This is a genomic window from Anabaena sp. 54, assembly GCF_017355725.1.
Lineage (GTDB): Bacteria > Cyanobacteriota > Cyanobacteriia > Cyanobacteriales > Nostocaceae > Dolichospermum > Dolichospermum heterosporum.
The window spans coordinates 30,001-55,832 of sequence record NZ_JAAVWA010000036.1; the positions used below are offsets into that span (position 1 = coordinate 30,001).

Below are 25,832 nucleotides of genomic sequence, written 5' to 3' on the forward strand. Positions count from 1 at the left end.
AGATCACCAGGGTTCGGGTCTATAAACACTGATCTTCGCCCTCTTCAGACTCGGTTTCCCTTTGGCTCCAGCATTCTCGCTTTAACCTACCAGTGCCTATAAGTCGCCGGCTCATTCTTCAACAGGCACGCGGTCATCCGTTAAATCGGACTCCCACTGCTTGTAAGCTTATGGTTTCATGTTCTATTTCACTCCCCTTCCGGGGTTCTTTTCACCTTTCCCTCGCGGTACTTGTTCACTATCGGTCACACAGTAGTATTTAGCCTTACGAGGTGGTCCTCGCTGATTCACATGGAATTCCTCGTGCTCCATGCTACTCGGGATTCAGCTACTATCCTTTGACTTTCAACTACGGGACTTTCACCCCCTCTGGTACAGTATTTAGCTGTTTCGTCTAGTCTCTAGATTCGATATCGCTGTCCCACGACCCCAAAGGATAAATCCCTTGGTTTAGGCTCTTCCCCTTTCGCTCACCACTACTTAGGGAATCTCTAGTTTGATTTCTCTTCCTCCAGCTACTAAGATGTTTCAGTTCGCTGGGTTGGCTCTTTCCTGTCTATATATTCAACAGGTAGTACATAGGGTTGCCCCATTCGGACATTTCCGGCTCTTAGTTTGCTTCCAACTCCCCGGAACATTTCGTCGGTAACCACGTCCTTCTTCGCCTCTGTGTGCCTAGGTATCCACCATTAGCCCTTATTAGCTTGACCACATTTTCTGCTTGTTTGCTTTCACATCCATCTCAATGTCTGTGTCTGCCTGCTTTTTCTCTTTCTCTTATGCAGTTTTCAAGGTTCTGGCTGGAATTTAACCCAGCAGTCTAACCATAGTTGTTAGGTGCTGACTCTGATTCAATTTTTGAACTAAGCCGAATAATACTTTGAAAGATATCTACCAATCTCGACCGACCTAGGTTAGACCAATTTAGTTTCTATTCACAATTTGCATTGCTTTCGAGTTCTAAATGGATTAGGTCTCCCTAAAAGGAGGTGATCCAGCCACACCTTCCGGTACGGCTACCTTGTTACGACTTCACCCCAGTCATCAGTCCTACCTTAGGCATCCCCCTCCTTGCGGTTGGGGTAACGACTTCGGGCGTGACCAACTTCCATGGTGTGACGGGCGGTGTGTACAAGGCCCGGGAACGAATTCACTGCAGTATGCTGACCTGCAATTACTAGCGATTCCTCCTTCACGAAGGCGAGTTGCAGCCTTCGATCTGAACTGAGCTACGGTTTATGAGATTCGCATCACATCGCTGTGTAGCTGCCCTTTGTCCGTAGCATTGTAGTACGTGTGTAGCCCAAGACGTAAGGGGCATGCTGACTTGACGTCATCCCCACCTTCCTCCGGTTTGTCACCGGCAGTCTCTCTAGAGTGCCCAACTTAATGCTGGCAACTAAAAACGAGGGTTGCGCTCGTTGCGGGACTTAACCCAACATCTCACGACACGAGCTGACGACAGCCATGCACCACCTGTGTTCACGCTCCCGAAGGCACTTCCATCTTTCAACGGAATTCGTGACATGTCAAGCCTTGGTAAGGTTCTTCGCGTTGCATCGAATTAAACCACATACTCCACCGCTTGTGCGGGCCCCCGTCAATTCCTTTGAGTTTCACAGTTGCCTGCGTACTCCCCAGGCGGGATACTTAACGCGTTAGCTACGGCACAGCTCGGGTCGATACGAGCTACGCCTAGTATCCATCGTTTACGGCTAGGACTACTGGGGTATCTAATCCCATTCGCTCCCCTAGCTTTCGTCCCTCAGTGTCAGTCTTGGCCTAGCAGAGCGCCTTCGCCACCGGTGTTCTTCCTGATATCTACGCATTTCACCGCTACACCAGGAATTCCCTCTGCCCCGACCACACTCTAGCTTTGTAGTTTCCACTGCTTTTATTTGGTTGAGCCAAACTCTTTAACAGCAGACTTACAATGCCACCTGCGGACCCTTTACGCCCAATCATTCCGGATAACGCTTGCATCCTCCGTATTACCGCGGCTGCTGGCACGGAGTTAGCCGATGCTTATTCCTCAGGTACCGTCATTCTGTTCTTCCCTGAGAAAAGAGGTTTACAACCCAAGAGCCTTCCTCCCTCACGCGGTATTGCTCCGTCAGGCTTTCGCCCATTGCGGAAAATTCCCCACTGCTGCCTCCCGTAGGAGTCTGGGCCGTGTCTCAGTCCCAGTGTGGCTGATCATCCTCTCAGACCAGCTACTGATCGTCGCCTTGGTAGGCTCTTACCCCACCAACTAGCTAATCAGACGCAAGCTCTTCTTCAGGCAGCAAGCCTTTCACCTCTCGGCACATTGGGTATTAGCCACCGTTTCCAGTGGTTGTCCCCAACCTGAAGGTAGATTCTTACGCGTTACTCACCCGTCCGCCACTATCTCCGAAAAGACCGTTCGACTTGCATGTGTTAAGCATACCGCCAGCGTTCATCCTGAGCCAGGATCAAACTCTCCATTTTGTGTTTTCGAGTTTGTTGGCTCCGAAATTAGTTAAAATCTCGAATCCTCTTTCAATTATCTTGACGACGAGGATTGGTTTAATCTATTCTTTCAAAGTATTATTTTTTCTCGGTTCAGTTGTCCGGAAGTCGTTTTTTCTCTCGGCACTTATTTAATATAGCAATCCTTCCTTTTTCTGTCAAGGGGTTTGAGAAATATTTTTTAGGGGGTGGGTCGGAAATAGCTGAAAGCCCTATGCAATTAGGGATTTAGGGTATTTTTGATTTATCGGATCGGCAATAATGTTATGGATATGGCGAAAAAACAAGAGTGATATTTTCTGCTTGATGCAGGTTAGAGAAATATAGTAATAAGTAGGGGTTGCTGGAAAAGTTATCTGTGAGGGACATAAGTATGGCTAACGCCACGCTGCGCTATCAGCAAGCCCTAAGTAGGTGAACACAATAAAACCAAACTGTGTAAAGAAACGTAAAATCGCTGAAAACTTCTTTACTCTTGCCTCTTGCCCCTTGCCTCTTGCCTCTTGTAATTTAAGGTTATTGGGAAGTTTTTGAGGGGGAATCCTTTTGTAAGCGCAGTAATGTATTATAAAGCTGTCGTTTTAAATTACTGTTTTTTTGGATTTCTACGGTAATTTTGTTAAATTGCTCGATGGTGAGACCACTATCCTCAACTATCTTTTGAGAATGGTTGCAATAATTTACGGCAATATCTTTGGCTTTGTTTGGTAGTGTAATGAAACTTTTGGAATCATTACAGATTACTTGGGGAATGTCTTTGCTACCGATCAGGTTTTTAATTTCTTTAAAGGCCTGCTGACGGGCTGGCTCCATGCCTAATACAGCTTTTGCGTAATTAGTTACTTCTGTACTGTTAAGGTTTAAAGTTTGAGCAGTTACTTTGGAATTGAGGCCAAAAGTCCCGGAAATCAGGCTTGTACTGGTAATAGTTGCCAAGATCAAGGATTGATAGAGGGTTCTCTGCAACCGTTTGGTTAAATAAAGACTATAAGTTTTGAGCATACAACAGGTGACACAGAGGGAAAATAGGGAATAACATAATATGTTTGAATTATTTTCTGAATTAGAAGTTCCAGTCAAGATTGAAATTGAATATTTCGATGTGGGTATTAAGTGCGGCGGCATATTTGACAAAGTTCGATGACTTTAGTTTGCAGTGTTGAGGTTTCGGATGCACCTTGCTTAAGGCTGACTTCTAATTCTAATAGCAGTGGTAAGGCAGAGATGAGTTGCTGTAGGGGGAGGGATTTGACTTCTTGCTGTAGGAAGTAGATGCGTTTGGGGTTAGAGATTTCAGCACCTTGAGCGATCGCTTGGGGGTTGCGTTCACCACTGTCCATCATCATTTTGACTAATAACCAGGTGCGAAATTGACCAATGAGTGTGGCAACTATCCGTAACCCTGGTTCTGCGGCATTACTGAGATCGCCTAAGATTCCTAAAGCTTTTGGGGTATCTCCTGTTCTGATGGCTGTTGCTAATTGTAAGGTATTTTGAGTAGTATTTCTGACTAACTCAGATACTGTATTCACGTCTAAGGGTTTGTTCCTGTCTCCGCTGTAGAGGCGTAATTTTTCGAGTTCATTGTAGAGAAGACGGGTATCATTGCCTACGGATTCGGCTAATAGTTCGGCTACTAGGGGACTGATTTTTAGACCGATGGTTTGAGCGACTTGTTGAACTGACTGGACTAAAAGTTCGGTTTTCCAAGGGGGAATGAGGGAAAATTCGGAAATTGTTGCAAATTGTTTGAGGAGTTTTGTGCTTTTCAGTCGTTCATCTGGTTTGTTGCGACTGGTTAATAGTAAGGTAGAGTCTGGAGGGATGACCTTAAGAGTGCGTTGTAATTCTGCGAGGATGTGGTCTGGACAATTTTGCCCCAGAGTGGTGTTGATGAGCCATACGAAACGCCCACCAGCACCGAATGGCGGTGTCATTGCTTGATTTAAAGCTTGGACGATAGAATCGGGTTGATCTGGAGGAAATGAGGTATAGTTAAAACTAGTCCACAGGGGATCAAGAATGCGATCGCGCAAAGTGACTACGGCTTTTTCCATCGCAAAATCATCTTCGCCCCAGTAAACATATATTGGCATGGTAATTTAATTAAAATTAAAAATTAATTTGGTCAAATTGAGTAAATCTCCCTACAATCTATCAAAAGAGCGCAAGGTGATCAAGATTGGACGACAACTACCAAACTTATTTAAATCGGGTAGCACGCATGACGCTACCAGAAGCTTACAAAACCCAGATTCAGCATATTCAGGAATCTTCTAAATTTCGAGTTCATGCTGGAGTCAGAGAGGCTACACCCTTTCCAGGCTATACGCTGATTACCCCACCAGCACAAGAAGACGCAAATAACGCTGCTTTTTACAGCAAAATACAAGCCTATCAACAGCAATTATTAAAGTTACCCATTGCTAGTGATTTGATTGTACCTGTTCCTCCTGCTAGTTTTCATGTGACGGTGGCAGATTTAATTTGGGACAGCGCTTTTCATCATGCTTGTGCAAAAAACCCTCAATTTGCTGAAGATTTGAATTCTCAATTAGCTGAGAGGTTTCAAGAATATCAAAAATTGATGACAAAGGGATCACCTATATCTTGGCAAATGTTAGGATTGATTGTCATGCCCAGGGCTGTGGGTATGTGTTTAGTACCAAAAGATAAACGTTCCTATGAGGAAATTATTCAATTTCGGCGGATAATTTATCAAAATCGCACATTAATGGGTTTGGGTATTGAGCAGCATTATCATTTTACAGCCCATGTGACATTGGGTTACTTTGGCGAAATTCCCCCAGAATTAAACAGGGTAAACCTGACTACCATGTTTTGTGAGTTTAATCAATCATTGCCGTTAGATACGCCAGATTTTCTCATTGATCAGGTGGAATTACGAAAATTTGATAATATGACCCATTATTATCGTCAACCAGACTGGCCAAGTGTAAATTTTAAGTCAATGGGGGTTTAGCAAAAGCTGAATGGTGTCAACTTAAGCTACAGATGGCTTATTTGTTTGGCTTCCACACCCACCCAGAAATGATAGCGTAGCGTGGCGTTAGCCATATTTCATGGCTAATAGTCAAAGTTTACAGGAATATCCGGTAAGCGTAAAGCTCAGTGGCTAAAGCCGCTGAGATATAAGCGACTCGTGCGGTTTTAACCGCATAGAGTTTCTTTTTGGCAAAGGTGGGTTAAAAAGATCAGAGAATTTATCTTTTGCGTTCTATAGTGTTGGCAATGCCCACAGGACAAGTTTATGGCAATTTATCTAAATAAGGACTGACATCAACAGCTAATTTTTGTCCTAGTTTCAGTAATTGACGACATTGCATAGTTTCTGCTTCACTATCAAGACTGGTAATTCGTGGCAATATTTGACTGTGTAAACAACTCCAATAGAGTTCTTGGGAATGGTTTAAATTAATGCCAAGATGTAATTTATAACCAACATCAATTAATCGTTCTAACCGCTGAATATCTGCATCTATCTTGCTATTGGCAGTATATAATAATTGCCACAATAACCGGACTATTAATTGCTCTAAAATTTGATTACCATCGGGAATATTCAATTGACAACGCAGATGTTCAGCTTCAGTAGCGATCGCTTCCAACTCTCCAATCAAATTCCAGCTTAATTGCAATTCAGTAATATCTTGTTCTAGAGATTTCAACGTTGTCAGACAACGATACCCCAAAGCAATTTCCGCCGCTACCTGTAATTCTCGTGGTACTTCCAACTCATCCCGATGAAAAGCCATAATCACACCGTAATTATCACGATATGCCTGAGTATATAACTGGTCTAATCGTGCCAGTGTATCCTGACTCAACAACCGCATAATCCGGTGACGTTCTTCCGCAAATAAAGTCTGTAAACTAAAGGTATCGTCCCCAAATAATTGAGTCATCACCAAAATCACATGAGCGATACTAGCCTGTTGTAGGGACGTAAACAGCTTTTCCTTGATTTGACTATAGTTACGTCGTCCTGCAAACTGCTGAATACAGCAATGAAAATCCCAACCACCCAAATGCAAAACCGCAAATACTAAATTTTCACTTTCCCAAGTAATATCTGACACTAGCTGCAAATGCCCCACTGCCATAGTTAATGGTCCCAAGCTTTGCTTATGATAATCTAGCTCATGGGCATTATAGCAATAAACACGCTGATGAGGAATATGGTGATGTTTATCTGTTTGTTGTTGAGGGAGAGTATTTTTGTGATGATTAAAAAGGGAAGTAATAGCGTAATGGGAAGCAACTTGTTTAAAATCAATTTGGGCAGTTAGCACTAACTGACGATATATCTCCGCCCCATGTTTAAACTCTTCTACATTACTAGGAGCTAAACCCAAACGTTTAAGAAAGCCTTTTTCTAATTGTACACCTGCCACATCTCCTGCTAATTCTAAAGCGCGAGAGGCATAACGCAAAATCTGTGTTCCCTCTGGGCGAGAAATTTCCTCAAAAAACCAGCCGCAACTGGTGAACATTAGCAAAGAGTGACGCTGCATTTCCAACAAGCGTAAAGCTTCTACCTGTTCAGCCGCTTGGAGTTTGCGAGTTTGATGGTGAGATAGAAACCGGTGAATATTAGCGGGAGTGCGATCGCCCATGACATAAATATATTCGTCCCTCGCTTGCCAAGGATCACGAAATAAGGGATTACCATATTCCTCATAGACATCAATTAACTGATCTCGCAGCCAATTTAACGCATTACGTAAGGGTCGTCGCCATTTTTGATGCCACACACCCCCTTCACCACCACAACCACAATCATCCTGCCATCTGTCCACACCGTGAGCGCAACTCCAAGCCGTCACCGACTTTAATTTTACTTCCCAAGAGGGAGGATTTAAACTTAGATAGTGGGCAAAATTGGTGACAGTCCAACCATGACGGGGAAACTCACCAATAAAGGCATAGGCTAAAGTCTTCTCTGTTCCCTTTTTATGATGTCCAAAAGTTTCCCCATCTGTAGCTACAGAAATCAATTGGGACTGACGATGATCCCCGCGAATAGCCGCCCCAATCCGTCCTGCAAAATGATGGGAATTGTAGACAACATCACTAAAACCCATATCCCGCGAAATTGGACCATCGTAGAAAAAGATATCAATATAGGCAGTTGATGTTTTTGCAGACTCGTCACTATCTAAATAACAGCGATAAGGACGAGTAGGATCAATCTGATTACCCCCCACCTCATGCCATTGACTACTATAACCATCTCCTGTGGGGATTGGACGACAACGCTGGGCTTGAGAAGGAGCTAAAATGATAAATTTAATGCCTTCCGCTACCAAGGCTTCTAAAGTGGCATAATCTACGGCTGTTTCCGCCAACCACATTCCTTCAGGATCACGACCAAAGCGAGAGCGGAAATCTTCCTTACCCCAGCGAATTTGTGTATGTTTATCCCGTTCATTGGCTAGAGGCAGGATAATGTGATTATAGACTTGAGCGATCGCATTGCCATGACCATTGAGGCGATCGCAGCTTTTAGCATCAGCCTCCAAAATCCGCTGATAAACCTCCATGTCGTGGCGTTCTAACCACGACATCAGCGTAGGACCGATATTAAAACTCATGTATTCATAATTATTGACAATCTTCACAACCTCGCCTCGGTCATTGAAGACCCTAGCAAAAGCATTAGGACGATAGCATTCCCAATGAATCCGCTCATTCCAGTCATGAAAAGGACTAGCACTAGGTTGACGTTCAATCGCATCAAGATAGGGATTTTCTCTAGGAGGTTGATAAAAATGCCCATGAACCGTCACATAAACACCCTGAGCAGTTTTCAGGGGATCATGTTCAGGACTGGATTTAGCCTCTTGATCTAATGGTAATATTGAGTCATAACTACTTGGTATTTCCGCTGCCAAAGTCATATATCTTTATCCAAATAAATGTGTAATTTTGAAGAATATTCTTACTATATATACCTTTTTACAATTGTTGTCACTGTGAGGAATAGAAGTTCAGAAGTATGGCTAACGCCACGCTACGCTACCATGAGGTAGGGGCGCAGGGACTGCGCCCATTCAGGAGTATGGCTAACGCCACGCTGCGCTATCAGGAGTTCAGGAGGAAGAATTTGCTCAATGACCAATAAGTAGGTTGGCGTTGAAAATTGTCGTTATAGCAAGGCAAGAGGCAAAAGTAAAGAAGTTTTCAGCGATTTTACGTTTCTTTACACAGTTTGGTTTTATTGTGTTCACCTACTTAACCAATGACCAATGACTAATGACTAATGACTAATGTACAGATATGATAGGTATTCAAATGCACATGATATTTTAGACATTGTGTAAAAATCCCCTAAACTCAAGGTAAAAATGTCAATCAAGAACATTATTTTCAGCATTCTGCTGCTGTTTATACCCATATCTCTAGCAGCCCACTTTTTAGAATGGGGAGACTTAATAGTTTTCATCACCGCAGCATTAGCGATTCTCCCCCTAGCAGCTTGGATGGGTACAGCTACCGAAGAAATCACCGTAGTCGTCGGTCCAGGAATAGGCGGATTTTTAAACGCGACTTTTGGCAATGCCACAGAATTGATTATCGCCTTAGTTGCCCTGAACGCGGGTTTAATAGATGTCGTTAAAGCCAGTATCACAGGTTCAATTATCAGTAACTTACTCTTAGTCATGGGCTTATCCATGCTACTAGGGGGAATTCGCTACAAAGAGCAAACATTTGAATCAGTTGTAGCGCGAGTAAATGCTTCCTCCATGAACTTGGCAGTAATTGCTATTTTGCTACCAACAGCAATGAACTATACCTCCATAGGTATTAGCGAAGCAACCGTGCAGAATCTCTCCCTAGCTGTAGCCATTGTCCTAATTTTGGTTTACGGCTTAACACTACTATTTTCGATGAAAACTCATGCTTATTTGTATGAAGTTGGTATAGCAGAAATAGAAGAAGACGAAGTTACCCATGAAAAACCAAATGTCTGGTTATGGAGTGGTGTGCTTTTAGTTTGTACCCTGTTAGTTGCCTGGGAGTCAGAATTGCTAGTTGATTCCTTAGAAGTCGCTACATCTAAACTAGGTCTAAGCGCACTATTTACCGGGGTAATTTTAGTTCCCATTATCGGTAACGCTGCTGAACACGCCACCGCAGTCACCGTAGCCATGAAAAATAAAATGGATCTGGCTATGTCTGTCGCTGTAGGTTCAAGTATGCAAATTGCCCTGTTTGTTGCCCCAGTCTTAGTAATTGCCGGTTGGATAGTTGGACAACCAATGGATTTAGATTTTAACCCCTTTGAATTAGTAGCTGTTGCTGTATCAGTTTTAATTGCTAATAGCATTAGTTCCGATGGTAAATCTAATTGGTTAGAAGGAACATTACTTCTAGCAGCTTATACTGTCTTGGGTTTTGCCTTCTACTTCCATCCAGTTACTAATGGGATGGGTTAATTACACCATGCCACCGTGCTGACAAATACCCCAACAAATTTATTCAAGATTTGATATTCCCAATCTAATCAATTGGGATTTTTTATCCTTTACCAAGACCTAAATATTTTTTTGATAATTTTAACTCCCTTAAGATAGATGAATAAAATTCATAATAATTATAGTCTCAAATCAGATCATTCTTCCGATATTAACCGCTAGTACCGCCAGGCGGAAGTTAAAAATCAAAAGCAATAGGTCATAAGCTTTTTAGCGAGTGAGAATGGCTGGGTTATTTAAGCCGCAGTGTACTAGATTTATTGTGAGAATCTTTACAAAAAAGAGAGTGGGGAATAGGGATTTTTATTTGTTCCCATTTATTCCCCAGATATTCAATTAATTTTGCTCGGATACCTGTATACAGGTATTATACTAAACACGGGTGAGATTTAAACTTTTGCCAAATGACAAAGAACCCAGATGTGTAGGGGTAAAGCCCGCCTGGGAATGAATTCCCAGTCTAATAGCAGAAGTCATCTGAAGATGACTAAATAACCCGGAAATTTTTGAGTAAACTTTAGTTTACTTTCGCTATTAGCCCGGAAATATGGCTTACGCCACGCTACGCTATCATTTCTGAGTGGGTGTTGAAGCCAACAAATAAGCCATCTGTAGCCTAAGTTGACACCAATGAAGCTCTTGCTTTACCCCTACCTTTAGAATCAAACAATCAAGCCGTTTTGAGTATATATTTAATTTTCTAAATAACTCAGTACCATTCTACATTGCCTCTACTTTTCTTTTGCTATTTACTACTTTATAAATAAGCACAGCGATAAAATAAAATGACTGAAATCGGACTGCTGATGATGGGTGTATTGAATCCAAAACCACTAAATGTACCCCATTTTCTCTCACAGAAAATCTTTCCCAGAGAGAATGGTATGGGTTTAACAAATGATCAATCCAATAAATTAGCTGTTTACCATCAAATTACACCGCCAGAATTTACTCAAATCGGTATAACTTCCCCAAATCATCTTTCAATCCTCTCATTCCGAAGGCACAAAATCTTTGAGCAAATAACCCAAAAACAGATGCCCCTCAGTTCTTTTAAAATAGCTGATGCTGGCAATATCCCCATCACAAAAAAAAGAGGTATTCCGGTATCCACAAGATATCCCAGAACCCAGAACCAACCCATGCCGGTTATTAGTTTTGGTAGTTCAGGTATATCTGTGAGAGCTTTACAAAAACTTTTAATTGCCAACGGTTATGGAATACCTATTGATGGAGTTTTTGGACCAGTCACCGAAACTGCTGTCAGAGCTTTTCAAAATCGTCGCCGTCTATCAACAGATGGTGTCGTTGGTCAAAAAACTTGGTGGGAATTAACAATGTAATTGGTAATTGGTCATATAAATCATCTAAATCACAAGAATCATAGTTAAAGATGAGTTCTATCAGTCAAAATTTCATACCCACTATCTGTAACTAACACAGTATGCTCAAATTGAGCAGATAAAGCATTATCAACTGTTACCGCAGTCCATCTATCAGCTAAAATTCGGGTATTCTTAGAACCAGCATTTAAAATTGGTTCAATTGCTAAAGTCATTCCTGAACGCAATTTCACATTCGGTATTTCACGAGTTCGATAGTTAAAAACCGCTGGTTCTTCGTGTAAATTTCTACCCACACCATGACCAGTAAATTGTTCCACCACTGTAAAACCATTGGCTTTGACATGATCTTCAATTGCACCGGCAATCTCCGTTAAATGTACACCAGCTTTTACTTGTTCAATCCCTTTATATAGAGATTCCTCGGCTATTTTAATCAGTCTTGCGGCTTCACTCGTCACACTACCCACAGCGATAGTAATACAGGAATCACCATGAAAACCTTGATAAAAAGCACCTGTATCAACTTTTAATACATCTCCTGAGCGGATTACCTTTTTAGAGTTAGGAATTCCATGTACAACTTCATGATTAATACTAGAGCAAATCGAGGCGGGGAAGCCATGATACCCTTTAAAGCTAGGAGTGGCATCCATTTCGCGGATACGTTTTTCGGCATAAGCATCTAAATCAGCCGTTGTCATTCCTGGTTGCACTAACTCAGAAATTTCTTTAAGAACAGTTGCCACAATCTTCGCCGATTGCCGCATAATTTCGATTTCACGGGCTGATTTAATTTCAATCCCTCGGCGTTGTTGTTTTTCAGGTTTTGGCTGTGCTGGTTGCGAAAGTAGGTTGGTGAAAATATTCATATGAAGTTTAGGAGTTAGTGGCGCTTTACCGATTGGGTTTGAAGTTGTTGAGATTTATTGCCAAAAATATCTATATTTTAAGTTAACTTATTTTGCGTCTCTAGGGATAGATTATCACTTACTTAGGAATGTGGATTAAATAACTTACAATTCTAAATGTTGTTGTGGTTTAGCAGTATAGTTCCACTGTGGCAAAAAATCATCAAAGAAAATCTCCATTGTTTCTTTAAAACCCTCAGCAACTTTCTTACCGGTTTGGTAGGCTTTATCAATGATGGTCGTAAAAACCTGTAACCCTTTCTGAGTAGTAGCTTTTGCCATCAGTTTAGCTACAGTGTTAACACTGTCGAAAATAACACCTTTACAAGCCCGACTTAGATGTGGAAACAGCCGATGCTCAATCGGATTGTACTTAGATGTATAAGGAGGATAGTGAGCAATGCGAATTTCAATTCCAATTTCATTCACCAAAGCTTGTAATGCTTCTTTGAATACATAGTAACGAGAACTGTTGCTACCACCACCATCACATAACAGTAGTATAGAGGTAGCCAATTGGTAGCGGTTTTTGCCATAATTATTCCACCAATAACGGATTGAATCACAGGCAAATTCGCTGGTGTCATGGCTAGTACCAATTTGTATAAAACCAATGTTATCCTTTAAATCATATAACCCATGTGGAATTGCTATTCCTGTTGCCAAAGATGGAAAGTCGTGGTCTAATACCTTGATTGGAGCATCAGTATAAATACTTCCTTCTCTATATAAATTGCCAATTAACTCTTTTTTTTACTGTCCATACTAATCACTGGGTTACCCTCAGCAAAATACTGGGTTTTAAGGCTTTCAATCTTCTCAAACTGCTCATTACGATTTTCGCTACTTCCACACGCAATCATTTTCACTGCTTTGCGTTTACGAAATTTATGTTCCCAGAGTAATTGGTCTACAACTGTAACACTGATATTTATGCCTTTTTCGGCTAATAAGTCTGCTATTTGTTGACGAGTTAAGTTTGTCCATTTAATATCCTCGTCCATTGGCGAACCTGCTGTGTGTGTTTCTATTACCGTCAGGAATGCTTCATTGATTCCAGGTATCGTTAACAGTGCTTTTTTTCTTCCTCCTCCTGGACGGCGAATTCTTGGACTGCTGGTTTTACTCGGCTGTTCCAGATCCTCCATCCCTCTATTGATTGTTCTGTAGTTACATCCCAACAATTTACTTATGTATCCAATCCCCCCGTACCCAAGCTTTTTTGCTTCAATCGCTGCATACCGCCTACGGTCTTTCTCCGATAGAGATTCATAGTAATCTTGCATCTGCTTTTCTAGCATTGGAGAGTAGATTTCTATCACGATATTGTTCCCTAATACCTACTTCTTTAGTCTACTATACCCCTGTCACAACTTCTGCATTTTATTTAATCCACATTCCTTAATGATAATTTCTCCTTTCATGCCTGCTTCTGTGTGTCCAGCAATAGTACATCGTAAAGTGTATTTACCTGGTTTCATAGGTACAAATACCCATTCTGCCTCTGCGCCGGGTTTAAGTTCTAATTCGTGAATATTACCTTTAATTTCTACATTTCCGGCTTCGACTTTTTGCGTCCAAATTGCATCGGCAAAGTCTTTGGCTGTAAAATAGTGTTTTTGTGAGCTAGGATTACTTAATTTAAGATTGTAACGTTTACCTGAGATCAATTCTAAGTGATTTGGCTCAAATTTTAATTCATTACTAGAATTACCCAAGTTAACTGTAATTTCTATAGCTGGTTGTTTTAGTAAATTATTAGATAGGTTTTCTGCTGTTGCTGGAGATACACCCATGATTACCAGACTGATTAGCAGGGAAAATATACAGATGATTCGAGGTAGATTGTAGTAGACCTGAATTAAGAAGTTACTCATGACTAAATGGATATTTGCAAATCACATCTATTCTTATCATTAAGATTTATGGCTCTACCGCTCCCTTTATGATATTCTACGAAAAAATCATTGAAACCCTTGCTCTAACTGGATTTGAGGGTTTAATATCTTCAAAAATAAGCGATTCCTACGGAGCGCTTCGCTATCGCTCTTAATTTAGGCAAAACACATATACAGTAATGGTTTTGTACATATAAAAGGGATATTTAATCATAAGGGGAACGGTAGAACCAGATTTATTTAATCTTTTTATGGGCAAGAATTGGTGGACCTGCTGTGACAACTACAATTTTATCAGGATGAAGTAATTCACGAGCAGCTTGATTGACTTGATTGAGGCTGACTTGCTCTATTTTGCTGATATATGATCGCAATTCTTCCTGATTTAAGCCGTAAACTTCATTCATTACCATTTTTTGGCTTAATTGTTCGGGATTGGCTAAGGAAATATTATAATTGCTGATTAAATTCCGTTTGGCTGTTTCTACTTCAATAGGGGTAACACCTTGTTGATGAACTTGTTTGAGGAGGTTGCGGGTACTGGAAATTGCTTTGGGTGCGTCTTCTGGACTGGTTTGCATTTCAATGAGAAATGTACCAACATTTTTACCTGTGATGAAATTGCTATAAATTCCGTAGGTTAAACCTTGGCGATCGCGCACTTCTACCCCTAGTCTACTCGATAATGTATCCCCTCCGAGAATTTGATTCAAGATCATCGCTGCATAAAATCGTTTATCTTGACGATTAATGCCAGTATAACCCATGTAAGTTATCGCTTGGGGTTTACCAGGAACAACAGGATTAACGTTAATCATATTTTTCGGCATCCCTACATTGGGATATTTTACCGTTGGTGGTTTGCCTTGAACTTGCCAATCTCCTAATTTTGCTTGAATGAGCGATCGCACTTTGTTAACATCAAAATCACCGACAATTGCTAAAACTGTAGTATCAGGGCGATAATGTTGCGCTTTAAAAGCTATCACATCTCGACGTTGAATTTTGCTAATACTCTCCGCAGTCGGAAAGGTATGTAATGGATGTTTTTTCGGATAAATGGACTGCACAAAGGTCCGATTTGCAACCTTATCGGCATCATCTAAATCTGAATCTAAGGAAGTTAAAGCTTGTTGACGCGCAAGAACAAACTCTTTTTCAGGAAATGTACTATTTCTAATTACATCCGTCAAAGTCCCCAGCAAAATAGGTAAATCCACCGCTAAACTACTACCTTTAATCTGCACACCTTCACGATAAGCTTCAAAATTCAAATTTGCGCCCTTTGCCTCTAATCCTCTGGCAATAGTCCGCATATCTTGATTTTTAGTGCCATTCATCAGATTTACTGCCACTAAAGAAGCTAATCCTCCCTGATTGTCGGACTCAAATTCTGTTCCCGCTTTAATATTGCCGCTTAAAGTAACTGTCGGCGTAGTTTTATCTGGTAACAGTAGTATGCGTAACCCATTAGCAAGTTGTAATTGCTGGGGTATTTGTCTTTTCTCAGCTTTGGTTAATATGTCTAAAGGTGGTAAATACTGCTGAACCTCCGCAGGAACTACAGCTATATCAGTACCAAAATTCTCTTGTGTTGGTGTTGAATAAGATGAACTTTGAATTGTTGCTACTTGTTTAGTCGGTTCAAAAAATCCCACTTTCCGTGCTTCTGGTTGCAAGTATTTATTGATGACATTAATCACATCAGAAACTTGAACCTTACGAATATTTACTAAGTGATTTTCGGTATACTGGTAATTATCGGTCGTGATTTGATCATTACCCAACTGCATAGCTTGATTGGTAATATCACGGTTATTTAAAATTACTGAAGCCGTTAATTGGGTTTTTGCTCGTTCTACTTGTTCCTTTGTCACACTGATTTTAACAAGTTTATCCAGAGCCTTGATTACCGCCGCATCAAGTTTAGTTAAATTCTGAGTTCCCACAGATGTCACTAATATTTCATACCAACCACCCGCGCGTAAACTAGCGACATTTGCCGAAACATCATGAGCTAAACCTGATTCAACTAACTCCTGATACAAGTAAGAATTTTTACCCGCAGTCAAAATATAATCCATGACTTCCAGTGCGGGGATATCTGGTTGATTAATTCGAGGAAGTGGGTAAATTATTTGTAGTAATGGATTTCCCCCCGGTTCTTGTAACTTAATCACAGGTGTAGGAGTAGCGGCTGGGGATGGAATTATGAGCTTATGGGGTGAATATTGGCGTTTAGGGATTTTACCAAAAACAGTTTCTACCTTTTTCAAAGTTTGTGAGGTGTCAAAATCTCCCGCAATTATCAAAACAGCATTGTCAGGACTATAGAATTTTTGGTAATATTCCCGCACTTGGGCAACTGTGAATTTTTCCACATCAGCTTTAGTCCCACCAATAGGTAATCTATAGGGATGATCTGGGAAAACCGACATCATCACAGCGCGATTCAGCCTATATGCTGGGCTATTTTCATAACCTTGTAATTCAGAAATAACTACTCGTTTCTCACTAGCTAACTGTTGAGGATCTATTAGTGAGTTTTTCATCCTATCAGCTTCTAGCGTCAACAGAGCAGTGAGTTTGTCCCGTTCTGCCGTATTGTAATATGCAGTTTGGTCATAACTGGTAAAAGCATTAGAATCACTGCCTAAAGCACTAAATAACCGCCCAAATTGAATCGGACGATTGCTAGTACCTTTAAACATAAGATGCTCTAATTGATGGGCAATACCATTTACACCAGATGCTTCTTGACCTGAGCCAAACTTGTACCACACCTGTACTGTGACTACAGGAGCATTATGAACCTCTTTAGTGAGAACAGTTAACCCATTATCAAGGACTGTTTTCCGAACATTTGCTGTAATAGCGAGATTTGGTGTTTCCTTAGCGACTAGTGTTTTATGAGATTTTTCTGAGTCGAAGTTGTGGAGACGGGGAGAAAAATCCGCCTTGTCTCCGCTAAAAGCAGCATCTTGATGGAAGATAAAAGCTGCTATTACCCAGATACTCAAGATAAATAAGGAAAAGCGATGTCGTTGTGCGATAGAGAAAAAAGACATACTCTTTGGCGAATAGCTATAGGAATCCGGTTTGATTCCTGAATTTTCCGTTGAGTTAGGGAACAGGGAACAGGGAACAGGGAACAGGGAAGAAGGATTTCAGTATGTACCGAGTTCTGTTCAAAAATCAAATAGGAGTCCTATATATGTAATTTAAGTTACATATATTGATTGACTGAGAAAATTGGGCAAATGTTTCTGTACCTCATGGAAGGAGTCAGGAGTATGGCTAACGCCACGCTGCGCTATCAAGAGGTAGGGGCGCAGGGCTTGCGCCCATTCAGGAGTATGGCTAACGCCACGCTGCGTTATCAGGAGGAAGAAGAATAGTTTTCACCAATTACCAATTACCTGTTCCCTTTTCAAGTTGATTTATGCAAAAACCGCAAAAATTCCAGAGGCAACCCGTCAAAATCAGCGATAAACGCAACTTCTAAAATGTTATCGCCAATTTGCTGCTGTGTAGGTTCTAAAAGAATTTTCAGGGGTGGTAAATATTCTATTGTTGCTAACCGTATTCTTAAACTTTCCAACCAAGTTGGTAAATCTGATGTAATCTGTGTCACATCAAACGCCAGATGATAATAGCCTACATAATGCTCATCATTAAAAGCATCTGGGGCTGGTTTGGGTTGGGGAATTTGGATGAGTTCAATTCGAGTCCCTAAACCTTCCATCCAGCAAGCTAGAGTATAACCGGTAGTGAAGCGATCGCATACCGTAAACCCTAGCTGCTCATAAAAAGCGATCGCTAAATGGATATTTGCCGTTCTAATAGAAACATGGTGCATAGAATTTTGGATTTTAGATTTTGGATTAATCTACAATCTAAAACCCAAATTGGGGAACAGGGAACAGGGAACAGTAAGATATTTATTTAGACTTTCTTCTCTCTTACCTCTTGCCTTATTACCTACTCAAACAACCGAAAATATGGGTAACGCACCGGCACACCAGGTTCTTTATCCAAATCAAAGTTAATTACTTCCCAGCAAGGTTCAGCAGCGGAATCGGGGCTAAACTCTACAGGTAAGCCATATAATCGCGCCCCCGTAGCAACTTCCCCTTGTCCAGAACGCCAAGGTGTACTCCGTTCTAAATAGCCACTCATCAACTCCTGATAACGGTTAGCAACAATAATCCTCGTAGCTCGATAACCTTGAGTATAAAGCTTGTCCAAAGCTTCATGAATTTCAAAGCGAATCCCATCAGGATGAGTATGTTGACGATACCATTCTCCATCCCATCTGCGCCAATGACGACCAGACTGTAAATGAACTAACTCCCCAGTTTTGGGTTCAGCTTCAAATGCGCCATGACGAGGACATAAATAAGTATCCGTCAATGTCAATGCCGAAATCGTTTGGCGACAGTGAGGACACTGTATTTCAGGGCCAAATATCGGGTACTGAAAGCCTGGATTTATCATGAAGTGCGTATAAACATAATATTGTGTTTTTTGCCAGCACCGGTAGGTTTAACTTTACACTCCTGTTCCACCACTTTAGATAACTTGCTCAATGCTACATAAAATGAAGATAGTGCTTGAGAAGAAGTTTCACAACCGCCTAACGATAGAAGGTTAATGTCGTGATATTCTGGTTTCGCAACCAGTTCTAAAGGTTGGAGTTTCTCCAGTGTTCCTGGGTACCATATCCATATTCTATCGTGTCTATCTCTTCCGTCTGGAAATCTCCAGAATTTTCTCAAGCTGCTTTTGTGGCAGCAAATGCCATCATTATTGGTTCTGTCACCATAGCAGCCAAAGCCAGCATTTGGTATGGATCTGTGGTGAGAGGTGATGTAGAACGCATTGAAATTGGCGAATGTACAAATATTCAAGACGGGGCAATTCTTCATGGTGATCCCGGTGTCCCCACAATCTTAGAAGATCATGTCACTGTCGGTCATCGCGCTGTGGTACATTCTGCTCACATTGAGCGTGGTTGTTTAATTGGTATTGGGGCAATAGTCTTAAATGGCGTAAGAGTCGGCACAGGTAGCATTATCGGCGCAGGTGCAGTAGTCACCAAAAATGTACCCCCCGGTTCTCTAGTCATGGGTATTCCCGGTAAAGTAGTCCGTCAACTCACAGACACTGAAATCACCGAACTCATCGAACACGCCGAAAAATACCACCAATTAGCCCTTCTTCACGCTGCTAATGGGTAATTGGTAATTGGTAATTGGTAATTGGTAATAAAACTCTTCTTTTCTTCCCTATTCCCTGTTCCCTGTTCCCTATTCCCTGTTCCCTATTCCCTATTCCCTATTCCCTATTCCCTGTTCCCTATTCCCTGACTTTTAATCAAACTTTACATAGAATCTGGGAAAAATTCCCCAATTTAGATAAAAATAAAAGTTGAGAACTGTTGACAAAACTTAAGATTTTTTAATTTACAGAGGGATTCTAGATATGGACCTTGATAATCGTGTATTAATTGTTTTAGCACCTGTAGCGATCGCTGCTGGTTGGGCTGCTTTCAATATCGGTGCTGCTGCTATCAGACAAATACAAAACTTTTTGAGCAAAGAAGCGTAATTTAGGGAACAGGGAACAGGGAACAGGGAAGAAATTACCAATTACCAATTAATTACCAATTACCGATTCTCATGAACGTAGATTCCCTGCTTCAACCCTTTCAGCATTTTGGTGTGAATTTGGGATTGTCTCGGATTGTCAACTTACTGGCAACCTTGGGAAATCCCCATCACCAAGTGCCAATTATTCATGTAGCTGGAACTAACGGTAAAGGTTCTGTTTGTGCTTACCTGTCTGCGGTACTTACTGAGGCTGGTTATAAAACCGGACGCTACACATCTCCCCATTTAATAGATTGGACAGAAAGAATCTGTATTAATGAATATCCAATTGATAGTAATAACCTGTGTGAATTAATACTACAAGTTCAAGCAGCCATTAATCCAGAAGAAGAATCACCTACTCAATTTGAAGTCATTACCGCTGCGGCTTGGTTATATTTTGCCCAGCAAAAAGTTGATATTGCCGTGATAGAAGTAGGATTAGGGGGGCGTTTAGATGCTACTAATGTCTGCAATAATCCTTTGGTTACAGTCATTACTTCTATTAGTCGAGAACATTGGCAACAACTTGGACCAACTGTAGCCCATATTGCCAGAGAAAAAGCCGGAATTATTAAACCGGGATGTCCTGTGGTGGTGGGTTCATTGCCAGAAGCTGCGGAAAATGTTGTAAAATCGCGGATTCTAGAGTTAGAATGCCCAATTTTTACCCCACAACCATCTGATCAAATTAATCAAAACTGGGCAGAATATCAAAAAATATCAAGTCCAGAAACAATCAAATATCCCTTACCATTACAGGGAAAAATTCAATTACATAACTCAGCTTTAGCTTTAGCTGCTTTGGAAATATTGCAAACACAAAATTGGCAAATTTCTGAGAAAGCTATGATTAATGGTATGGCTAAAACCAAGTGGCCAGGGAGAATGCAATGGACAACATGGAAAAGCCATAAACTCCTCATTGACGGCGCACACAACCCAGCCTCAGCCACAGTTTTACGTGATTATGTAGATACTCTCAATATCAAAAATATAACTTGGGTAATGGGAATGCTGGCAACTAAAGATCATGGTGAGATTTTTCAGGAACTTCTCAAAGCAGGAGATAAATTATATTTAGTTCCAGTACCTGATAGCAATTCAGCAGATTTAACAGCATTAACTAAGTTGGCAACATCAATTTGTCCAGATTTGAAATTTTGTCATATATATCAAGATGTATTTTCAGCTTTAGAGACTGCTTTTAGTGCTACAGATAATCAAGTTGTTTTATGTGGTTCTTTGTATTTAATTGGTCATTTTTTAGCATCTTTGTCTGATAGCGCGCTATCAGACAAAATAAATCATCCTGAAAATCCCGATTTGTGACAAATATACTAAACACGGGTGAGATTTAAACTTTTGCCAAATGACAAAGAACCCAGATGTGTAGTAGGGGTAAGGCAAAAGCTGATATGTGTCAACTTAAGCTCAAATCCCTACCACATCTCGTTCCTAGTCTCTGACTAGGAATGAGACGACTTGAGGTTTTTCGTAATTTTGTAAAAGTCCATGTCTGAACCGTGTTTAGTATACCTAATCCCCCATAATCAATTACCGATTATCCCACTGCTGGGCGGCATCTTCCACAGCTTTATCTACTGTTTTTTGTCCTAACATTGCCGCTTGTAAATTTTCGTAAATTGATTTTTGCAAAAGTTTAGAATCTTTGAGTTTGGGGGTTAATACCTCCGCTTGTTTTAATTGTGCCGCACTAATCACCCGCCCCTTTTCCGCCGATGTAGCATTAGCAGGAACTTCCTGGAAATAAGTATCAGACAATGCCTTAACTGTAGAAGGTAGAACATTAGCAGCTTTAGCAAAGGCTAATTGGTTTTCATCATTTGTAACAAATAAAGCAAACTTAACAGCCTGATCAGGATATTTACTATCACGAGGAATAACTATATTCATCACGGCGACATTTTTCTTACCCGTATCACCCGTAATTTGTGGCGCAATTGCCGAAGCTTGGGCAACCTTGGGAGCATTATTGGCAATAGTTTTCAGAAATTCAGGACCAGATGCTAAAAAAGCTGTTTCTCCAGACTGGTATAAATCTATAGCATGACGATGTCCTTGAGTTAAAGACTCCTTGGGCAACAAACCTTTTTTATACAAATCTACCCAATATTGAAAAGCAGCTTTTCCTTGCGGGGTATTAAAACCGGCTTTACCTTCAGCATTAACAAGGGTGACACCCATTTGTACCAAAGATTCCAGCACCTCACCAGAGTCCTGGGGGACAAAAGTAGCGAATATTGCATACTTACCAGTTTTATCCTTAATTTGTTGTGCTGCTTGCCCTAATTCTGCATAAGTGGCAGGAGGTTTTGTCATACCCCCTTGTTTTAACAAATCGGTGTTATAAATAGTTAGTCGCGTGGTGAGATACCAAGGAATCCCAAAACTCTTACCATTGAGGCTACTTGCTTGCCAGATATTTGGTAAATAGGTAGAACGGACTTGACTAGGAACTTTAGCATCTAAATCTAACCAAGCATTTTTACCTGCTAATTGGGAAGCAAAGTCAGGATTAAGGTTAACAACATCTGGTGGCGTTTTTGCTGAGACTGCTGTTAGAATCTTGTTCTCCATCGCTGACCAAGGTATGTCTACCCATTTAACTTTGATACTTGGGTTTTGTGATTCAAATGTCTTAATCAGACCTTGGAAATAGTCGGTAAATTGCGGTTGGAGTTGCATTGTCCAAAACTCAATGGTGGCAACCCCAGCAGCCGCAGGTTTGGGATTATTATTAACATTGCTTGTGCTACAACTAACAATCCAGCTAGTAAATAAGCCTAGTAATGCTAAACAAAACAGTTGTTTAAATTTTTGCAATCGAATCATCGTAGTAGGTGGTAGTATTTTTAGAATTAATCTGGGTAAAAAGAGGATAGAGAACTTAGGATATATCAATTATGGTAACGGGTAATGGGTAATGGGTAATGGGTAATGGGTAATGGGTAATGGGTAATGGGTAATGGGTAATGGGTAATGGGTAATGGGTAATGGGTAATGGGTAATGGGTAAAAATTTTTGTCTGACAACTGACAACTAACAACTAACAACTGACAACTAAGTAGGTGAACACAATAAAACCAAACTGTGTAAATAAACGTAAAATCGCCCAAACCCTCTTCACTCTTGCCTGTTGCCTCTTGCCTGTTGCCTTGCCATAACGACAATTTTCAACGCCAACCTACTTAACCTTAATATTTTTCTTTAGTAATCTAACGGGTAAAACAGTGGTTAAAGCCTTTACTAGTTTCTTTGGTAAATCCAATAGAGGTATTGGGATTGAACTAGCACCGGAACGGGTGAACGTAGTCCAACTACGCAAACAACGCCAAAACTTAAAAATTGAATCTTTGACAACAGTACCAGTGCCAGAGGGTATATTTACTGATGGTCAAATTACTGATTCTCCGGGAATGTCCGAAATTATTCAGCAAGCGATCGCCCAAAGCAAAATCAAAGCTACACGGGTGGCTACTTGTATTCCAGGAAGAGATGCGATCGTTCGCTTAATTCCCGTCCCCTCGGAATTAGATGACCAAGAATTGCGAGAAATGGTACTTAACCATGAAGCCTGCTTATATTTGCCCTATGACCGCCAAGAAGCTGATGTTGATTATCAAAAACTTGGGTACTTTATAGACGAAGACGGCATCGAGAAAGTACAAGTATTATTAGTGGCGACTCGTAAAAATGTCACTCAAACCTATTTGAATACCTTTGAACAGGCAGGATTAACCGTTGATATCTTAGAAATTAACAGCTTTGCCCTCATTCGCACCATCCGTGATCAACTGCGGCTATTTGGTCCAGAAGAAGCAGCCGTATTAGTTGATATTGAATTTGACAGTACAGAAATTGCCATCATTATCAATGGTGTGCCACAATTTTCTCGAACAGTGCCAATAGGAACTTATCAACTACAAGCAGCACTGTCAAGAGCCGTGAACCTACCCACATCACGGGATATGGATATATTAGAGAGCATGACTATTCCCACAACCTCAGCAGATTCAGTCAATACTGGGGTAACAGGTAGTAATCCTGGAATGGTTTCTATGTTGAGAATTTTGGGAGAATTAGCCGATGAACTGCGCCGTTCCATTGATTTTTACCTCAATCAAAGTGAAAATCTAGAAGTCGCACAGATTCTTTTAGCAGGTCCTGGGGGAGGATTACCACAAATTGACGAGTTTTTTACTCAAAGATTGAGTTTACCAACTACCCAAATAGATCCAATTACTTCTTTGTCCTTGGAGGTAGATGCTGAAAAATATCCTTTAATTAAACGTCCTGGGTTGGGTATTATCCTGGGTTTAGGAATGCGAGGGGTGTAATAAAATGTACAGTTTAGATATTAACTTTCTTAAAGATCGCCCAGAATATCAAAAGCAAATAGCAACGAAAGTTGAGAAGTCACCTATTCAACTAGGGAATTTAATCCCAGTTTATATAGGAGTGGGAGTAGGTTTAGTATTCCCAGCTTTAATATTTATTGGTTTATCCATCCTGGAAGGGAAAACCGCTGAAGTCACCCAAGAAATCGCCAAGTTAGAGGAGGAAGGTAAGAGCTTAGATAGTAAAATAGCCAACATTAGCAAAATTAAAGCAGAATCAGCCGGCATTCGTACCCAAAATAAAGCCTTAGTAACAGTGTTTGATCAAATACGTCCTTGGTCAGCAATGTTACAGGATTTGCGCGATCGCATTCCTAACAAAGTGCAAATCGAAACCATTAAGCAAATTGCCCCCCCTCTCCCTGGTAAAGATGCCGTAGCTGCTACCACCCCCAAAAACACCAACACCGCTGGATTCTTAGAAATTTCTGGTTTTGCTATTTCCTATCCCTTAGTTAACGATTTTGCCCTAAGTCTAGGACAATCTAAGTTTTTCAATAAAGAAGAAACCAGAATTATCACAGCAGAATTAATAGATGCACCAGCCATAACAGGATTTCTTCCCCCAAAAACTGATAAATCTGATCTAAAAATTAAACCCATTCAAGTAGTTAAATACACTATTAAAACAGGTTTAAGTAATGTGCCAGCATCTGATTTAATTCAAGAATTAGAGAAAAAAGGTACAGTCGGACTAGTAGATAGACTTCGTAATATCAAAAAAGTAGGAGTCATTGCCCAATGACATTCAGTGATGATTTAAATTTCCCCAATCAAGGTACAGAGATTCAAAATTCTGGTCCTGTTGTTTTTGGTGTCACCTTAACACCAACTATTATTGGTGGTTTAGTCGGCTTCTTAGGTGTAGCTGGTGCAGGTTATATGCTATTTAACATTGCCCTTCCCGTTTGGGATACCTATCAACAACTGCAAACCAAACAAGATCAACTACAAACAGAAGTTAATCAAAAGAAAACCCAAGCTCAACAAATTGGTAAAATAGAAGCCGATTTAGTCGAAGCCAAACAACAACAACAACAAATTCTAGCTTTATTTGCAGATGAAAAAAGTTTGGATACTCTATTATTAGATACCAGTCGGTTAATAGATTCCAGTAATAGTAAAGCTTTTGGTAATGCCATTAGAGCCAAACTAAAAAGATTTGTCCCGACCTCTGAAAAACCTGTTCTCGTAGAAGATGGCAGTTTTGGGGTAGAAGTTAACAATAAACTCAAACACAGTATTATCACTGTGGACATGGAAGGGGATTTTGAACAAACTCAATCAATCATACGAAACATTGAGCGATTACAGCCTTTATTGTTAGTTAAAAACTATGACTCTAGATTATCTACACCAGAAATGTCAGAGGATAAAGATAACCCCGTGCAAATTGGTATCGGTAAACTAACAACAACTTTTGCCCTAGAAGCTTTAATGCCACTAACTCCCGAAGAAACAACAGATTTAGCGGCTAAAACAGCAGCAACACCGAAAAAATAATCAAACTTGAGGCAAGAGGCAAAAGGCAAGAGGCAAGAGGCAAAATGAAATATTCTCCCTGTTCCCTGTTCCCTGTTCCCTGTTCCCTGTTCCCTGTTCCCTGTTCCCTGTTCCCT

General features: G+C 40.7%; 20 protein-coding genes, 2 rRNA genes and 1 pseudogene (1 of these 23 running past the window's edge). 10 read left to right on the top strand and 13 right to left on the bottom strand.

The genetic code is table 11. The features are described 5' to 3' along the window. The 4 genes from HEQ36_RS22525 to holA all read right to left on the bottom strand — a co-directional run. Positions 1-710, bottom strand: a 23S ribosomal RNA gene (locus tag HEQ36_RS22525) (it extends 2,115 nt beyond the left edge of the window). Positions 711-982: 272 nt separating this feature from the next. Continuing rightward, positions 983-2,469: ribosomal RNA gene (locus HEQ36_RS22530) — 16S ribosomal RNA — on the bottom strand. Together the 16S and 23S rRNA genes form the textbook arrangement of a ribosomal RNA operon. A 537-nt stretch (positions 2,470-3,006) precedes the next feature. Next, on the bottom strand, positions 3,007-3,492 hold the full coding sequence (locus HEQ36_RS22535) for a DUF4168 domain-containing protein (protein ID WP_027403897.1): 486 nt from the start codon (positions 3,490-3,492) through the stop codon (positions 3,007-3,009). A gap of 107 nt (positions 3,493-3,599) precedes the next feature. Next, entirely contained in the window at positions 3,600-4,586 is a 987-nt protein-coding gene (gene holA, locus HEQ36_RS22540) for a DNA polymerase III subunit delta (RefSeq protein ID WP_168635262.1), read from the bottom strand. Positions 4,587-4,672: 86 nt separating this feature from the next. On the opposite strand from holA, the gene HEQ36_RS22545 reads away from it, so the two are divergent. Next, entirely contained in the window at positions 4,673-5,473 is an 801-nt protein-coding gene (locus HEQ36_RS22545; RefSeq protein ID WP_199924242.1) for a DUF1868 domain-containing protein, read from the top strand. 286 nt (positions 5,474-5,759) lie between these two features. On the opposite strand, the gene HEQ36_RS22550 is transcribed toward HEQ36_RS22545, so the two are convergent. Beyond that, positions 5,760-8,411, bottom strand: a complete 2,652-nt coding sequence (locus HEQ36_RS22550; RefSeq protein WP_168635261.1) for a DUF3536 domain-containing protein — start codon at positions 8,409-8,411, stop codon at positions 5,760-5,762. 447 nt (positions 8,412-8,858) lie between these two features. On the opposite strand from HEQ36_RS22550, the gene cax reads away from it, so the two are divergent. Both cax and HEQ36_RS22560 read left to right on the top strand, forming a co-directional pair. Beyond that, positions 8,859-9,950: a calcium/proton exchanger gene (gene cax / locus HEQ36_RS22555; protein WP_053539324.1), complete on the top strand. Its 1,092-nt coding sequence runs from the start codon at positions 8,859-8,861 to the stop codon at positions 9,948-9,950. 824 nt (positions 9,951-10,774) lie between these two features. Next, the gene (locus HEQ36_RS22560) at positions 10,775-11,332 is read left to right on the top strand and encodes a peptidoglycan-binding protein (protein ID WP_233455390.1); all 558 of its coding nucleotides are present in this window, start codon (positions 10,775-10,777) and stop codon (positions 11,330-11,332) included. A gap of 44 nt (positions 11,333-11,376) precedes the next feature. Here HEQ36_RS22560 and map read toward each other — a convergent pair whose 3' ends face one another. The 4 genes and pseudogenes from map to HEQ36_RS22585 form a co-directional block, all read right to left on the bottom strand. Further along, positions 11,377-12,204 carry a type I methionyl aminopeptidase gene (gene map, locus HEQ36_RS22565; RefSeq protein WP_168635260.1) on the bottom strand — a complete coding sequence of 276 codons (828 nt, stop codon included), beginning with the start codon at positions 12,202-12,204 and terminating at the stop codon, positions 11,377-11,379. A 144-nt stretch (positions 12,205-12,348) separates the two neighbouring features. Beyond that, positions 12,349-13,544: pseudogene (locus HEQ36_RS26100) on the bottom strand (ISAzo13 family transposase). Between the two features lie 66 nt (positions 13,545-13,610). Beyond that, the gene (locus HEQ36_RS22580) at positions 13,611-14,120 is read right to left on the bottom strand and encodes a cupredoxin domain-containing protein (protein WP_168635259.1); all 510 of its coding nucleotides are present in this window, start codon (positions 14,118-14,120) and stop codon (positions 13,611-13,613) included. A gap of 257 nt (positions 14,121-14,377) precedes the next feature. Further along, a complete protein-coding gene (locus tag HEQ36_RS22585) occupies positions 14,378-17,209 on the bottom strand; it encodes a pitrilysin family protein (RefSeq protein ID WP_168635258.1) in 2,832 nt (943 codons plus the stop codon). 192 nt (positions 17,210-17,401) lie between these two features. Here HEQ36_RS22585 and HEQ36_RS22590 point away from each other — a divergent pair, with 192 nt between their 5' ends. Beyond that, positions 17,402-17,539: a hypothetical protein gene (locus HEQ36_RS22590; RefSeq protein WP_168635257.1), complete on the top strand. Its 138-nt coding sequence runs from the start codon at positions 17,402-17,404 to the stop codon at positions 17,537-17,539. Positions 17,540-17,571: 32 nt separating this feature from the next. Here HEQ36_RS22590 and HEQ36_RS22595 read toward each other — a convergent pair whose 3' ends face one another. Continuing rightward, complete coding sequence (locus tag HEQ36_RS22595) at positions 17,572-18,000, bottom strand: VOC family protein (RefSeq protein ID WP_168635256.1); 429 nt, start codon at positions 17,998-18,000, stop codon at positions 17,572-17,574. A 122-nt stretch (positions 18,001-18,122) separates the two neighbouring features. Next, positions 18,123-18,638, bottom strand: coding sequence for a TIGR02652 family protein (locus tag HEQ36_RS22600; protein ID WP_027403906.1), 516 nt, complete (start codon positions 18,636-18,638; stop codon positions 18,123-18,125). A gap of 239 nt (positions 18,639-18,877) precedes the next feature. Here HEQ36_RS22600 and HEQ36_RS22605 point away from each other — a divergent pair, with 239 nt between their 5' ends. The 3 genes from HEQ36_RS22605 to HEQ36_RS22615 all read left to right on the top strand — a co-directional run bounded on the left by HEQ36_RS22605 (position 18,878) and on the right by HEQ36_RS22615 (position 21,124). Then, positions 18,878-19,381, top strand: a complete 504-nt coding sequence (locus HEQ36_RS22605; protein WP_053539328.1) for a gamma carbonic anhydrase family protein — start codon at positions 18,878-18,880, stop codon at positions 19,379-19,381. 244 nt (positions 19,382-19,625) lie between these two features. Then, positions 19,626-19,751 carry a photosystem II protein Y gene (locus HEQ36_RS22610; protein ID WP_053539329.1) on the top strand — a complete coding sequence of 42 codons (126 nt, stop codon included), beginning with the start codon at positions 19,626-19,628 and terminating at the stop codon, positions 19,749-19,751. Between the two features lie 71 nt (positions 19,752-19,822). Continuing rightward, positions 19,823-21,124, top strand: a complete 1,302-nt coding sequence (locus HEQ36_RS22615) for a folylpolyglutamate synthase/dihydrofolate synthase family protein (protein WP_053539330.1) — start codon at positions 19,823-19,825, stop codon at positions 21,122-21,124. Positions 21,125-21,349: 225 nt separating this feature from the next. Here HEQ36_RS22615 and HEQ36_RS22620 read toward each other — a convergent pair whose 3' ends face one another. Beyond that, on the bottom strand, positions 21,350-22,648 hold the full coding sequence (locus HEQ36_RS22620) for a sugar ABC transporter substrate-binding protein (protein ID WP_039201368.1): 1,299 nt from the start codon (positions 22,646-22,648) through the stop codon (positions 21,350-21,352). 65 nt (positions 22,649-22,713) lie between these two features. Beyond that, positions 22,714-22,986 carry a hypothetical protein gene (locus tag HEQ36_RS22625; RefSeq protein WP_290708489.1) on the bottom strand — a complete coding sequence of 91 codons (273 nt, stop codon included), beginning with the start codon at positions 22,984-22,986 and terminating at the stop codon, positions 22,714-22,716. A 60-nt stretch (positions 22,987-23,046) separates the two neighbouring features. On the opposite strand from HEQ36_RS22625, the gene pilM reads away from it, so the two are divergent. Genes pilM through HEQ36_RS22640 form a run of 3 tightly spaced genes read left to right on the top strand, consistent with a single transcriptional unit; the run spans position 23,047 to position 25,716 of the window. Next, positions 23,047-24,153, top strand: a complete 1,107-nt coding sequence (gene pilM, locus HEQ36_RS22630; protein ID WP_053539331.1) for a type IV pilus assembly protein PilM — start codon at positions 23,047-23,049, stop codon at positions 24,151-24,153. A gap of 4 nt (positions 24,154-24,157) precedes the next feature. Further along, entirely contained in the window at positions 24,158-24,958 is an 801-nt protein-coding gene (locus HEQ36_RS22635) for a PilN domain-containing protein (RefSeq protein WP_168635254.1), read from the top strand. Beyond that, positions 24,955-25,716 carry a pilus assembly protein PilO gene (locus HEQ36_RS22640; protein WP_168635253.1) on the top strand — a complete coding sequence of 254 codons (762 nt, stop codon included), beginning with the start codon at positions 24,955-24,957 and terminating at the stop codon, positions 25,714-25,716. Before HEQ36_RS22635 ends, HEQ36_RS22640 begins: the two co-directional genes overlap by 4 nt. The last annotated feature ends 116 nt before the right edge of the window (positions 25,717-25,832 follow it).

Coding starts and splice junctions, on each gene's coding strand:
- HEQ36_RS22560 (WP_233455390.1), top strand. CDS start 10,775: ATGACTGAAATCGGACTGCTGATGATGGGTGTATTGAATCCAAAACCA.
- map (WP_168635260.1), bottom strand. CDS start 12,204: ATGAATATTTTCACCAACCTACTTTCGCAACCAGCACAGCCAAAACCT.
- HEQ36_RS22620 (WP_039201368.1), bottom strand. CDS start 22,648: ATGATTCGATTGCAAAAATTTAAACAACTGTTTTGTTTAGCATTACTA.
- HEQ36_RS22615 (WP_053539330.1), top strand. CDS start 19,823: ATGAACGTAGATTCCCTGCTTCAACCCTTTCAGCATTTTGGTGTGAAT.
- HEQ36_RS22590 (WP_168635257.1), top strand. CDS start 17,402: ATGTTTCTGTACCTCATGGAAGGAGTCAGGAGTATGGCTAACGCCACG.
- holA (WP_168635262.1), bottom strand. CDS start 4,586: ATGCCAATATATGTTTACTGGGGCGAAGATGATTTTGCGATGGAAAAA.
- HEQ36_RS22600 (WP_027403906.1), bottom strand. CDS start 18,638: ATGATAAATCCAGGCTTTCAGTACCCGATATTTGGCCCTGAAATACAG.
- HEQ36_RS22595 (WP_168635256.1), bottom strand. CDS start 18,000: ATGCACCATGTTTCTATTAGAACGGCAAATATCCATTTAGCGATCGCT.
- HEQ36_RS22535 (WP_027403897.1), bottom strand. CDS start 3,492: ATGCTCAAAACTTATAGTCTTTATTTAACCAAACGGTTGCAGAGAACC.
- HEQ36_RS22635 (WP_168635254.1), top strand. CDS start 24,158: ATGTACAGTTTAGATATTAACTTTCTTAAAGATCGCCCAGAATATCAA.
- HEQ36_RS22580 (WP_168635259.1), bottom strand. CDS start 14,120: ATGAGTAACTTCTTAATTCAGGTCTACTACAATCTACCTCGAATCATC.
- HEQ36_RS22550 (WP_168635261.1), bottom strand. CDS start 8,411: ATGACTTTGGCAGCGGAAATACCAAGTAGTTATGACTCAATATTACCA.
- HEQ36_RS22610 (WP_053539329.1), top strand. CDS start 19,626: ATGGACCTTGATAATCGTGTATTAATTGTTTTAGCACCTGTAGCGATC.
- HEQ36_RS22585 (WP_168635258.1), bottom strand. CDS start 17,209: ATGTCTTTTTTCTCTATCGCACAACGACATCGCTTTTCCTTATTTATC.
- cax (WP_053539324.1), top strand. CDS start 8,859: ATGTCAATCAAGAACATTATTTTCAGCATTCTGCTGCTGTTTATACCC.
- HEQ36_RS22640 (WP_168635253.1), top strand. CDS start 24,955: ATGACATTCAGTGATGATTTAAATTTCCCCAATCAAGGTACAGAGATT.